Genomic DNA, 12,037 nt, shown 5'->3' with positions numbered 1-12,037 from the left:
GCCGTACCCCATCCGGTCCGCCCGCACCTCCGCGCACGGCCCCATGCCGCGCTTCCGGAAGGTAAGCAGCCAGATGTTGGAAAGCGCCCCCGGGTCTCATCCTCGAGGGCGACGGCTAGTAGTGCACGGAGACGAAGACGCGCAACTGGTACGCGTCTTTCAGCACGTCCGGGTAGGTGTCGAAGCGGCTGTGGCGGTGGAACCAGTTCAGCTCCGAGCCCAGCCCCATGTGCTCGAACACCGGGATGTCCGCCTGGAGCTGGCCGGTGAACACCTGGTGTGAGCCGTCGGATCCGTCCAGCACCACGATGTGGGAGGTGCTCGCCTCCAGCGTGACGACCTCCCAGGCGCCGCGCATGTACGTGAGCTGGAGGTTCAAGCCCAGGCCGGGGCCGTAGTCGTAATTGCGGCTCGCCTTGCCGCTGTGCTCGGAGGAGATGCCGGTGAGGAGGCTGCCGTCCACGAGCAGCGCGGTCCTCAGCTTCGAGCGCGCGTTGAAATGGCGCTCGTGCAGCAGGCCCAGCTGCAGGGACTGTCCGCCCAGTTCGTACGCGTTCGTGTCCACGTGGCTGATCTGCTGGAGGAAGCCCAGGCGCAGCTCGTCCTTCTCCGTCTTCCAGAATGACGATTTGGCGATCATCCCCTGGAGCCTCGAGTGGCTGATGAGGCTGCTCTCCGCCGTGGTGAACTGGACCCGCGCGTCGAAGGCGTCGAAGGGGCGGTGGAAGTCGCCCCGGTACATGTTGCCGTAGCGCATGTCGAGCTGGAGGAAGAACTGGTTCTCGCCCCAGATCAGCGGCCGGCCGTCGCCCAGCTTGAGGTAGCCCAAGGCCCCCCAGATGGACAGCTCGCGCGGCCGCCACTCCGAGGGCGTGGGTTCCTGGCGCGTCACGTCGCCGCGCACCACCCGGTTGAAGCCGCGCACGGGGCTCATGCCGGCGGCGACGAGCTCGCGCACGAAGCGCTCGCCGCCCCGGGACTCCGTGTCGAGCACCAGCGAGGACAGCCGGTAGAGCCCCTCGCCAATGGCCATGCCGCCCACGGACGTGTTGATGAGATCATTGGCGGACGGCGACTCGTTCTCCGCGAACAGCTCCCACTGCGCGCTGCCAAACAGCGTGAAGGGCAGGGCGGCCAGGTAGGGCACGCCGTTGTCGCGCGCTGCCGTGTAGTAGAGGCTGCCGTGGTACGGGTGCGCGAACTGGTTGGTGAGGAAGCCGTCCGCGTCCCAGACGAAGCCCGTGGTCAGGTTCTCCTTCCACGTGGACGGGCCCACCCGCGCCCACTCCTTGTTCGCGAGGACCCGGTCCCACGTCCAGACGAACAGGTTGATGGCGGTGATCTCCCCCACCGCGAGCCACGGGTGGAACTTCTTCCGGGACGCGTCCTCGCGGACGGTCTCCTCGTTCAGCGGGGCATCCGCTGGCGGCCCGGCCCGCGCGGGAGCGTCAGGGGGAAGGGGAGGGGCGTCCTCGCACCGCTCCTCCTGGGCGAAGGCAGGCCCGCCCAGCAGCAGGCCGCAGGCGAACAGCACGCCACCCAGAGGCCACGGACTTCCCTCTCCGCAGTGCCCCCGTCCGCGCCTGGCTCGCCCCATATCCCGCCCGCCGCACCCTCGCTCGCGGTGCCACGCCGCGTGCCCTGAAGGTAGGGAGCCGGGCGCGGGATGAAACCCCGCCTCCCCTGGGGATGAGAGAGGCACGGCTTCCTGCACACAGGCGGCGCACGACATGAAAAGGCCCGGCGGGATGCGCGCGGGGCGCTCCGACCGGGCCTTCTCCTGCTTCAGCTCCCGCGCCGCGGGAGGTGGGGCACTACGCCTCCGGCGACTGGACGATGAGCTTCTCCTTGCCGCACACGTCGCACCGCACGTGCACGAACAGGTCGTCGTCGCTCTCCTCGGGCACCTCGCCCTCGGGCACGCCCAGCTCCGCCTTGCCCAGCGCCGGCACCTTGGCCGGGATGTCCTGCGCCTTGAGCGACTGCACGTAGGTCATCTCGCGCTCGTGGCACTCGCGCACTTCCGGGCCGGACAGCCACTGCGGCTCCATGCCCTCCGGCAGCCGGCTGAGCAGCTCCAGGTTGGTCACGGACTCCGCCAGGTACGCCAGGCGGCGCAGCCGCGCCTCTTCCGGCAGGGCCGCGAACACCTGGAAGCCCTCCAGCAGCGTCTGCCGGTCCTCGCCCGTGGCCGCGTTCGCCAGCTCCAGCGACGCGTCCGCCGACTCCAGCGCCTCGTCCCAGTTGTTCTCCGGGTTGAAGCCCGCCTCCAGCAGCGACGAGTACAGCTGCGCGGCCGCCAGCCGGCGACGCACCTCGTGCAGGTGCTCCACCACCTCGTGCGTCAGGCGCAGCTCCAGCAGCGCCCCCGTGGTGCGGGGATCCACGGAGCCCGTGAGGTCGTCCACCTCCACCTCGGTGCGCAGCTCCGCCTTGAGCTGCTTCGCCGCGGCGAAGCGGAACAGGGGCAGCACGCCCACCTCGCGCAGGTACACCGCCGCGACGTTGGCCTCCTTGCCGCCCATGCGCAGCGCCTTCTGCGCGCGCTCCACCGCGCCGGGGTCCGCCGCGGGCTTCTTGTTCTCCAGCCGCGTCTTCACCGCCTCGCGGTACAGGGTCTCCAGGGAGCTGCCCGGCGGCAGCCGCTGCGGCAGCAGCGGACGCAGGCCCGGCACGTCCAGCACCCAGAGCGGGGGCGCGCCCACGCGCTTGAGGGCGCGGAAGAAGAGCGAGCCCGGCGGATCCTGCGGCCGGAACGGGGGCAGCTCGTCCGGGTGCGGGGAAGCCGCGCCGTCCATCGCGCCGCCCAGGTGCGACTGGCCGAGCATCTTCTCGCGCTGCTCACGGGTGAACGCCGTGATGCCCTGGACCGGCGGGGGCGGGGGCGGCGGGGCTTCCTCGCCGTCCAGGCCCGTCACGCGGTCCATGTCCACGTCGTCCATCTCCAGGTCTTCCAGACCCTTGGCGCCCGTGAAGTCACAGCGCAGGAGCTTGAGCTTCTCGAAGACACAGCCTTCCAGGTTGGCGCCCCGGAAGTCGCAGTCCTGGAGGCGGCCCCCGTGGAAGTAGGCGTTGGTGAGGTCCGTGTCCCGGAAGTTCATCTTCGACAGGTCACAGCGCTCCCACTCGGAGCCCACCAGCTCCAGTCCGGAGAGGTCGGCGTTGGCGGAGAACAGCTGCGTGAACGTGGCGCCCGTCTGGCCGGTGGGCGCCTGGCCGGACTTGCGCAGCTTGTTCCATTCGGCGGAACCGTTCTGCAGCAGCTTCTCGATAGTTGGGGCTTTCGGCATGGACCGCGAATTATTCGTGTGGTCTGGTCCAGGCGCCAGCACAAATGATCGAGTACCGAATCGAAGCCGACACAGTCGGGATGCGGCTGGACAAGCACCTGCGCAAGCGGATGCCCAACGTCCCGGTCAGCCACCTCTTCAAGATGATCCGCACCAAGAAGGTGCGAGTGAACGGCAAGCGCGCGCAGCCAGAGCAGTTGCTTGTCGAAGGAGACGTGCTCACCATCCGCGGCACCGAAGAGCAACTCACCCTCGCGGAGCGTCCGAAATCGGACCGTCCGCCTCCCCCGCCACCACCGGTAGACCCCTCCCGGCTGGTCATCCTGTTGGAAGACGACTGGCTCATGGCCGTGGACAAGCCCAGCGGAATGGCCGTCCATACCGGTAGCGGCATCACCGGGGGCACCCTGGTGGACTACGTCCGCGCCTACCTGGGCCCCAAGGCCACCCGCAACGACTTCACCGCCTCACCCGCCCACCGCCTGGACCGGGAGACCTCCGGCGTCATCCTGGTGGCCAAGCGGCGCCCGGCGATGGTGCATTTCACGGAAATCTTCACCCACGGCCACCCGAAGAAGCGCTACCTGACCCTGGTGAAGGGGAAGATGCCCAGGGATTCGGGTGTCATCGACCTGCCGCTCGCCGAGCACCAGCAGACGGCCGAATCCAAGGCCCGTCGGGGAGTGAACATGCAGGAGGCCGTCACCCGGTGGAAGGTCGTGCGCCAGTCGAGCGAGGCAGCCCTCCTCTCCTGCACCATCGAGACCGGGCGCACTCATCAGATAAGAAGACACCTGGTCGCCGTGGGCCACCCGGTGGCGGGTGACAAGAAGTACGGAGACTTCGCCTTCAACCGCGACGTGCGGGCGCGCTGGGGGCTCAAACGTCTGTTCCTGCACGCCGAGCGCATCGAATTTCCGCACCCCGAGGATGACAGGAGGGTCGTCGTGGAGACCCCCATGCCAGCCGAATTGACGGACGTGCTGAAGCGGGCGGCGCTCCTCTAAGCCTTGAGCCCAGGACTCGACACGACACGCATGGCCGACCCGAAGATTGACCGCAGCCGCTCCAAGCTGGTGCTCGACGGCGTTCCGCCCAAGCGCAACATCCTCTTGCGCTTGATGAAGCTCGTCGCCGTGCTGGGCCTCATGGGCGCCACCGCGGGCGTGCTCGCCGTCGTGGGCGCCTATTACGTCTTCTCCGACGGGCTGCCCGCCATCCCGAAGGTGGACGAGTACTGGCCGCCCATCGTCACGGAGGTCTACACCGACGACGCCGTGCTCGCGGGCGAGTTCTACAACGAGCGGCGCAAGGTGGTGCCCTACGAGCGCATCCCCAAGCGGCTGGTGCAGGCGTTCATCGCCAGCGAGGACTCCAGCTTCTTCGACCACTTCGGCGTGGACGTGCTGGGCACCACGCGCGCCGTGTCCAAGACGGTGATGACGAAGCTGGGCCTGCGCGCCGGCGGCGTGCAGGGCGGCTCCACGCTCACGCAGCAGACCGCGAAGGCGGTCCTCATCTCCGCGGAGGGCTACAAGGAGGCCACCGCGAAGACGCCCAAGCGCAAGATTCGCGAGGCCATCCTCGCCTTCCGGCTGGAGCAGGCGCTGACGAAGGAAGAGATTCTCTACCTCTACCTGAACAACGTCTTCCTCGGGCACCACAGCTACGGCGTGCAGAGCGCGGCGGAGAACTACTACCGCAAGGACGTGCGCGACCTGACGCTGGGGGAGATGACGCTCATCGCGGGCCTGCCCCAGGCGCCCAGCCGCTACTCGCCCTTCCTGCGTCCGGAGGCCGCGAAGAAGCGCCGCTCCTACGTGCTGGGCCGCATGCTGGTCGAAGGCATGATCTCCAAGGCCGAGCATGATCAGGCCAACGCGGAGCCCGTGAAGGTGTACCCGGTGGAGGACGTCTTCCACGAGTTCGCCCCGTACTTCGTGGAGCAGGTGCGCAAGGACGTGGTGGACCGCTACGGCAACCCCGTGCTGCTCAAGGAGGGCCTCAAGGTCTTCACCACCATGGACAGCGAGCGGCAGCGCGCGGCGCAGGACTCCGTGCTGGACGGCCTGATGTCCGTGGACAAGCGCCAGGGCTGGCGCGGTCCGGTGATGCAGCTGGCCACCGAGCCTGAGCGCAGCGCCTTCATCGCCAAGGCGAAGAAGGCGATGGGCAAGGAAGAGCTCGTCGAGAACCGCCTCTACATGGGCGTCGTCACCCGCATCGACGACGACGGCAAGGGCGCGGACGTGCAGGTGGGGCCGCACCAGGGCCGGCTGCCGCTGTTGGGCATGCGCTGGGCGCGCAAGGTGAACCCGGAGAGCTACTACCCGGCGAGCATGATCACCTCCGTCAAGAAGGCCGTGGCGGTGGGTGACGTGGTGGTGCTTCGCAACGTGGTGAAGAAGGAGCTCACGGACGACAAGGAGCAGTGGGACAAGAAGCTCGCGGAGGACATCCCCGAGGAGGGCGTGAAGCTCTTCCGGCTGGAGCAGACGCCGGAGGCGCAGAGCGCGCTGGTCTCCATCGACCCGCATCGCCAGTACCTCACCGCGATGGTGGGCGGTTACGACTTCGACGACAACGAGTTCAACCGCGCGTTCCAGGCGTGCCGTCAGCCGGGTTCGTCCTTCAAGCCGTTCGTGTACTCGGCGGCGCTGGAGCAGCTGAACTGGACGGAGGCCACCGTCATCGTGGACTCGCCCATCGTGGAGCACGACCCGGACAACAAGGTGTCGTGGAAGCCGGCCAACTACAGCGAGGAGTTCGTGGGTGACGTGCTGCTGCGCACGGCGCTGGTGAACTCCATGAACATCCCCGCGGTGAAGACGTTCGGCGCGGTGGGCGTGCACAACATGTCGGATTGGTCCAAGAAGCTGGGCCTGACGACGCCCATGAACATGGACTTCTCCGCGGCGCTGGGTTCGTCCTGCGTGTACCCGTTCGACCTGGCCAGCGCGTACGCGACCTTCAACCGCTACGGCCGCAAGAAGCCCACGTACTTCATCCGCAAGGTGGAGGACCGCTTCGGCCGCACGCTGGAGGACCACACCGCGTTCGACGACGCGTGGGCGCCGCTGCAGGACCGCGTGGCCGCGGGCTACGCGCGCCTCTTCGAGCCGGGCGAGCAGGTGATGAGCGCGGAGACGGGCTTCATCCTCACGCACCTGTTGCGCGGCGTGGTGCTCCAGGGCACCGGCGGCCCCGCGCAGAAGCTGGGCAAGCCGGCGGCGGGCAAGACGGGCACGACGAACGACTCCTTCGACGCGTGGTTCGCGGCCTACACCAAGGACCTGGTGACGGTGGCGTGGGTTGGCTACGACCTGAATCCGCACCCGCTGGGCCGCTACGAGACGGGTGGCCGTGCGGCGCTGCCCATCTGGCTCAACTACATGAAGCGCGCGCTGGAGGGCCGGCCCCAGTCGGAGTTCTACCCCTGGCAGTCCATGCAGCTGGCGCGGCTCTACATCGACAAGAAGACGGGCAAGGTGTCCAGCCCCGGAGCCAAGGGCGCGGAGCTGATGTTCTTCAAGAAGGGCACCGAGCCGAAGGAGGCCGTGCCCGACAAGAACCAGGTCGGCGTGGACCAGTTCATGATGGGCGCGCAGTAGCCCGCGCGCCTCGTCGACTCAGCCTTGAGAGCAGTGCCCTTCAGGCGCCTTCGCGGAACGTACGCGAGGGCGCCTGATGTGCTTCCAGGGCCTTCTTCAGCGCGGCCACGTCCGGTCCTGCCTCCAGCACGGAGCGCGCGGCGGTGGGCAGCACCTGCCGCTCGCGGCCGGAGAAGAGCTTGGGCAAGTCGTTGAAGCCCGCGCCCTGCGAGCCGATGCCCGGCGTGAGCAGCAGCGCGCCGCCCAGCCGCTCCACCACGTCGCGGTCGGCCGGAGGCAGCGTGGCGCCCATCACCGCGCCCGCGGGCAGCACGCCGGGGCCCGCCTTCTCGTTCAGCTCTCGCAGGCCGTCCGCCACCGCCTGGGCCACGGTGCGCCCGTCGCCGCCCACGGCGTTCTGCACGGGCACGCCCTCCGGGTTGGACGAACGCACCACCACGAAGGCGCAGGCCCCGTGGGCCCGCGCGCGCTCCACCGTCTTCGCCAGCGCGCCCAGGCCCAGGTACGCGGTGAAGGTGGCGGCGTCCACGTCGTAGGCGCTGCCCTTGCCGAACAGTGATTCCGCGTAGGCGTCCATGGTGGACCCGATGTCGCCGCGCTTCACGTCCAGCAGCGTGAGGGTGCCCGCGGCGCGGAAGCGCTTGAGCACGCGCTGGAGCACGACGAGCCCTTCGGGGCCGTGGCGCTCGAAGAAGGCGCTCTGGGGCTTCACCACCGCGAGCGTCTCTCCGGACGCGTCGGCCAGCCGGTCGCAGAAGTCGGACAGGCCCTGCACCGTGTCCGGCAGGTTCCAGCGGGCGAGCACGTCGCGGGACGGGTCCAGGCCCAGACAGAAGGGGGAGCGCTCATCGGCGAGCTTCGCGAAGCGCTGTGCGAAGGAAGGGGTCGTCATGGGAGGGCCTCCGCTCACTTCAACCGGCGCGCGGTGGCGTCGAACAGCGGATTGGGCATGACCTTCAGCAAGCGCATGGGCGTGGCCAGCTGCCAGGGGAAGCTCACCTCCGCGGCGCCCGTGAAGATGGCGCGGCCCATGCGCTCCACCGCGTCCTCGGTCTCCATGAGGAAGGGCATGGGGAAGGTGTTCTTCGCGGTGAGCTCGCTCTTCACGAAGCCCGGGTAGACGCACGTCACCTGGACGCCGGTGCCCTTGAGGTCCACGCGCAGGCTCTCCAGGAAGGTGGCGAGGAAGGCCTTGGACGCGGAGTAGGCGGCGTGGCCCGCGAGCCCCCGCATCCCCGCGAGGCTGGACACGCCGACGATGTGGCCCCGGCGGCGCTCGACCATCTGCGGCAGCACCGCGCACAGCGTGGCGGCGGCGCCGGTGACGTTGGTGTCGATGATGGAGCGCGTGCGCTCCCAGTCCATGCGCTTGCCGTGCGTGGGCCCGCCGATGCCGGCGTTGGCCACCACCAGGTCCAGCCCGCCGCACTCCGCGTCGATGGCGCGGATGCGCTCCTGGGAGGCCTCCGAGGCGCTGACGTCCATGACGATGGGCTCCACCGCGCAGCCCGCGGCCTGGGCCTCCGCGGAGAGGGCCTGCAAGTGCGTCAGCCGCCGGCCCGTCGCGAAGACGCGCACGCCGTGCTTCGCCAGCCACAGGGCCAGTCCACGTCCCAGGCCGCTCGAGGCGCCAGTCACCAGCGCCGTCCGGTAGGTCATCTCCGCCATGCCGTCCTCCGAAGGGTGTCGCAGCGGCCCGCCTTGTCGCACGGTTGCGCGTCCGAGGGCACGCAAAACACCTTCCCCCCACCGGAGGACGAGGTGCTGACGCCAACGCGTTGACACCCTGGGTGGTGGACGACGACCTGGACCTGCTCCGGGCCTACGTGAGACCCGCCGACTCCCAGGCCCATCCTCCCCGGTGACGGGGCTTCAGCGGAACGGCGGCACCGGCTGGCCCTTGAACCACTCCGTCGCGTTCAAGAGGTGCAGGTCGTGCTTTCCGGGCCGCAGTTCGATGCCGCCCGTCACCGCGCCCAGCGACGCCAGCAGGGCGCCCGTGATGTCGCCCTGCACGAGGTCCAGGTGGCCCTCCAGCGAGAAGCCCTCGCCCTTCGCCTTCAGCTCTCGCAGCTGGAGTCCGCGCTCGTCGATCTGCACCTGCCCCGTCACCTCCACCTTCGGGATGTTGAGCAGGGACGTGAGGAAGCCGGGCAGCTTCTTGGATGACGTGATGAGCGCGACGATGGGCTGCGTGTCGGTGAGCTGGCTCGCGAAGCGCGCCTTCAGCACCGTGGGGGACAGGGAGAGGCTGGCGCGCGGCAGGGTGAAGTTCCCGCTCCAGGCGCGGATGGGCACGTTGCCGTTGGAGGACACGTCCCTGAGCCGCAGCGTCGTCCCGCTCAAGCCCAGCTCCGTCATGTCCCAGGACAGGTGCCGCGCGTCCACCTCCACCTCCGCGCGCAGCAGGACCTTGTTGGGCCCCATGCGTCCGGAGACGAGGTTCGTGTCCATGCGCAGCTCCAGGGCGTTGCGCGCCTTCGCGCCCTTGGAGGGCTCCTCGCTGCGCACCGTCACGTGGCCGGCGTCGATTTCCAGCGTCTGGCCCAGCCAGGGATTGAGCACGCGCAGGTCCAGGGGCTTGCTCTTCGCCACGCGCAGCTCGGGCTCCAGGTCCAGTCCGGGCCGACCTTCACGCCGCCGGGCCTTCACGGTGAGGGCGATTTCTGGCACGTCCAGGTCGTAGCCCTTGGGGCCCGACACCTGCACGGGCGCGAAGGCCAGTCGCAGCGAGCCTGACGGCTGTCCCTTCGGCGCCTCGTCCATGGACGCCTGGAGGCTCCACGGAGCCCGGGCCCGGACGGGGCCTGCTCGCAGCTCCAGCGCTTCACCGGAGGCCTTCAGCTGGCTGCCCGGCTCCAGCGTGTTGCGCTCCATGCGCACGTCCAGGTCCACCCGTCCCGCGCCGCCGCGCAGCGACACGGGGGCGCTCGCGCCCAGTTGGTCGTTGATCCAGTCCAGCGGCAGCACGTCGATGCGCGTCTTCACCTGGCCGCCGAGGGCCTTGGAGAGGTCGTAGCCCTGGTCGGCCTGGAAGGGCGCGTCGAGCCGGGCGCGCGAGTCGAGCGACTCCAGCCGCGCCACGCGGTTGCCGTCCACTTCGATGAAGCCCTCGGCCACGCGCACCGAGGGCAGGTCCACCTGGAGCCGTTCGCGGGACTGGAGGTTCAGCGTGCCGGTGACGTCCAGCGCGCCCACGAAGCGCACGCGGCTGAAGTCCAGCTCGCGCACCTGGTGCAGCGTGACGTCCTTCAGGTGGATGACCCAGGGCTTGCTGTTCGAGTCGGACGGCTGTTCGGGCACGCCGGACGGCTCCAGGTGGAAGCTGGCGCCGTGTCCGTCGATGCCGTCCACGTCCACGCGCTTGCGCAGCAGGCCCGTGAGGGACATGCCCGCCTCCAGCGCGTCCACCTCCACCTTCCACCAGACGTTGGAGTCCTGCTGGGTGAGCGTGAAGCCCTTCAGGTGGAGCCGGCCCACGGGCCACAGCCACCACGCGCGCTGCCACGTCAGCTGCGTGCGGTCCGTCGCGCGGCCCATGATGGCCTGGGTGACGCCCGTGTTGAGCGCGACGTTGATGGCGACCTCCAGCCCCGCCACCGCCACCACGGCCCACAGGGCGACGCGGCGCCAGCGCCTGCCGCGAGGGGCTGCGTCCTGCACGTCCGGGGAAGGGGAGACGGTCATGTCGCGAGGTTCCGGGAAGGGGCCCTGGATGACTCATACTCCCGGGACGCACAAGGCGTGTTTCCTCGCGAAGATGGATTGGAAACACCGTCCAGCGCGGCGCGAAGGCGTAGCGCCCGCCTCCGCGCCGCGGGCCGTCCTCAGTGGACGGGGGCGGCGCCGTTCTCCATCGTCGCCATCACCTGGTCGATGGAGAAGCTGGACGGGTGCTGGCGCGACGGGAACTCCCGGAAGGTGGCCAGGAACCGGCCCACCATCGCCTGTGCGGGCACCAGGACGAAGGCACGGTCGATCATCCAGGAGAAGTAGCCGACGGAGTCCTCGGAGCGCTCCAGCAGCTTCCGCACGACGTCCGGCTCGCCCGCGGCGGCGACCAGCGTGGGCAGCCAGTCCTCGGAGGAGAACAGCTCGTTGATCTGCGTGCCGGGCTTCACGACGCCGGGCCAGCGCACGACGCACGGGGCCCGGAACGCGCCCTCCCAGTTGGTGTCCTTCTCTCCGCGGAAGGGCGTCATGCCGCCGTCAGGCCACATGCTCGTCATCGCGCCGTTGTCGGTGGTGTAGACGACGATGGTGTCGTCCGCGATGCCCAGCTGGTCCAGATTGTCGAGCAGCCGCCCCACGTGTCCGTCGTGCTCCACCATGCCGTCCGGAAAGAGCCCGATGCCCGTCTTGCCCTGGGACTCCTTCTTCAGGTGCGTGTGGATGTGCATGCGGGTGGTGTTGAACCAGATGAAGAAGGGCTTCTGGTCCTTCTGGGCGCGGTCGATGAAGTCCAGGGTCGCGCCGAGGAACTCCTCGTCCACGGTCTCCATGCGCTTCTTCGTCAGCGGGCCGGTGTCCTGCACGGTCTGGCCACCCTTGCCGTCCGTCTTGCTCTTGAGCACGCCGCGCGGACCGAAGTGCTGCCGGAACGCGGGGTCCTTGGGGTAGTCCACGTTCTCCGGCTCCTCCTCCGCGTTGAGGTGGTAGAGGTTGCCGAAGAACTCATCGAAGCCGTGCACGGTGGGCAGGAACTCGTCGCGGTCGCCCAGGTGGTTCTTGCCGAACTGGCCGGTCATGTAGCCCAGGGGCTTCACCAGGTCCGCGATGGTCGGGTCTTCCGGCTGGAGGCCCACTTTCGCGCCCGGCATGCCGACCTTGGTGAGGCCGGTGCGGAAGGGGCACTGCCCGGTGATGAAGGCCGCGCGGCCGGCGGTGCAGCTCTGCTGGGCGTAGTAGTCCGTGAAGAGCGCGCCCTCCTTCGCCAGCCGGTCGATGTTCGGCGTGCGATAGCCCATGACGCCCAGGTTGTAGGCGCTGAGGTTCCAGTAGCCGATGTCGTCTCCGAAGATGACCAGGATGTTGGGCTGCTTCTTCTTCGCGGGCTTCGTCGCCATGCAGGCACGCTCCGGTGTTTGTGTTCGCGCGTAGGGATGGGGGCGCGGCGGGCGGCGGACAACCGGAAGG

General features: G+C 69.2%; 8 protein-coding genes. 2 read left to right on the top strand and 6 right to left on the bottom strand.

The genetic code is table 11. From position 1 onward, the window contains the following. Positions 1 to 115 precede the first annotated feature (115 nt). The gene (locus D7Y11_RS37985; protein ID WP_233607527.1) at positions 116 to 1,534 is read right to left on the bottom strand and encodes a DUF3943 domain-containing protein; all 1,419 of its coding nucleotides are present in this window, start codon (positions 1,532 to 1,534) and stop codon (positions 116 to 118) included. Positions 1,535 to 1,814: 280 nt separating this feature from the next. Continuing rightward, positions 1,815 to 3,290 (bottom strand): pentapeptide repeat-containing protein, encoded by a 1,476-nt coding sequence (locus D7Y11_RS37980; protein WP_167548061.1) that lies wholly within the window; start codon positions 3,288 to 3,290, stop codon positions 1,815 to 1,817. A gap of 44 nt (positions 3,291 to 3,334) precedes the next feature. Between D7Y11_RS37980 and D7Y11_RS37975 the strand changes: the two genes are divergently transcribed. Both D7Y11_RS37975 and D7Y11_RS37970 read left to right on the top strand, forming a co-directional pair. Continuing rightward, complete coding sequence (locus D7Y11_RS37975; protein WP_121781816.1) at positions 3,335 to 4,297, top strand: RluA family pseudouridine synthase; 963 nt, start codon at positions 3,335 to 3,337, stop codon at positions 4,295 to 4,297. Positions 4,298 to 4,327: 30 nt separating this feature from the next. Then, positions 4,328 to 6,901, top strand: a complete 2,574-nt coding sequence (locus D7Y11_RS37970) for a penicillin-binding protein 1A (RefSeq protein ID WP_120581069.1) — start codon at positions 4,328 to 4,330, stop codon at positions 6,899 to 6,901. A gap of 40 nt (positions 6,902 to 6,941) precedes the next feature. On the opposite strand, the gene pyrF is transcribed toward D7Y11_RS37970, so the two are convergent. The 4 genes from pyrF to D7Y11_RS37950 all read right to left on the bottom strand — a co-directional run bounded on the left by pyrF (position 6,942) and on the right by D7Y11_RS37950 (position 11,967). Further along, positions 6,942 to 7,793: an orotidine-5'-phosphate decarboxylase gene (pyrF, locus tag D7Y11_RS37965; protein WP_126936122.1), complete on the bottom strand. Its 852-nt coding sequence runs from the start codon at positions 7,791 to 7,793 to the stop codon at positions 6,942 to 6,944. A gap of 14 nt (positions 7,794 to 7,807) precedes the next feature. Continuing rightward, positions 7,808 to 8,569, bottom strand: a complete 762-nt coding sequence (locus D7Y11_RS37960) for an SDR family NAD(P)-dependent oxidoreductase (RefSeq protein ID WP_126936121.1) — start codon at positions 8,567 to 8,569, stop codon at positions 7,808 to 7,810. 204 nt (positions 8,570 to 8,773) lie between these two features. Beyond that, a complete protein-coding gene (locus D7Y11_RS37955; protein ID WP_126936120.1) occupies positions 8,774 to 10,588 on the bottom strand; it encodes a hypothetical protein in 1,815 nt (604 codons plus the stop codon). Positions 10,589 to 10,728: 140 nt separating this feature from the next. Next, positions 10,729 to 11,967, bottom strand: a complete 1,239-nt coding sequence (locus D7Y11_RS37950) for an arylsulfatase (RefSeq protein WP_120581073.1) — start codon at positions 11,965 to 11,967, stop codon at positions 10,729 to 10,731. Between the last annotated feature and the right edge of the window lie 70 nt (positions 11,968 to 12,037).

It is taken from the genome of Corallococcus sp. AB018 (assembly GCF_003986945.1).
Lineage (GTDB): Bacteria > Myxococcota > Myxococcia > Myxococcales > Myxococcaceae > Corallococcus > Corallococcus exiguus.
The sequence above is the reverse complement of the archived record's forward strand: the minus strand, read 5'-3'. Positions and strand labels throughout refer to the sequence as shown.

Excerpts from the sequence above, each read along its gene's own strand:
- D7Y11_RS37980 (WP_167548061.1), bottom strand. The coding sequence starts at position 3,290 with ATGCCGAAAGCCCCAACTATCGAGAAGCTGCTGCAGAACGGTTCCGCC.
- D7Y11_RS37975 (WP_121781816.1), top strand. The coding sequence starts at position 3,335 with ATGATCGAGTACCGAATCGAAGCCGACACAGTCGGGATGCGGCTGGAC.
- D7Y11_RS37970 (WP_120581069.1), top strand. The coding sequence starts at position 4,328 with ATGGCCGACCCGAAGATTGACCGCAGCCGCTCCAAGCTGGTGCTCGAC.
- pyrF (WP_126936122.1), bottom strand. The coding sequence starts at position 7,793 with ATGACGACCCCTTCCTTCGCACAGCGCTTCGCGAAGCTCGCCGATGAG.
- D7Y11_RS37960 (WP_126936121.1), bottom strand. The coding sequence starts at position 8,569 with ATGGCGGAGATGACCTACCGGACGGCGCTGGTGACTGGCGCCTCGAGC.
- D7Y11_RS37955 (WP_126936120.1), bottom strand. The coding sequence starts at position 10,588 with ATGACCGTCTCCCCTTCCCCGGACGTGCAGGACGCAGCCCCTCGCGGC.
- D7Y11_RS37950 (WP_120581073.1), bottom strand. The coding sequence starts at position 11,967 with ATGGCGACGAAGCCCGCGAAGAAGAAGCAGCCCAACATCCTGGTCATC.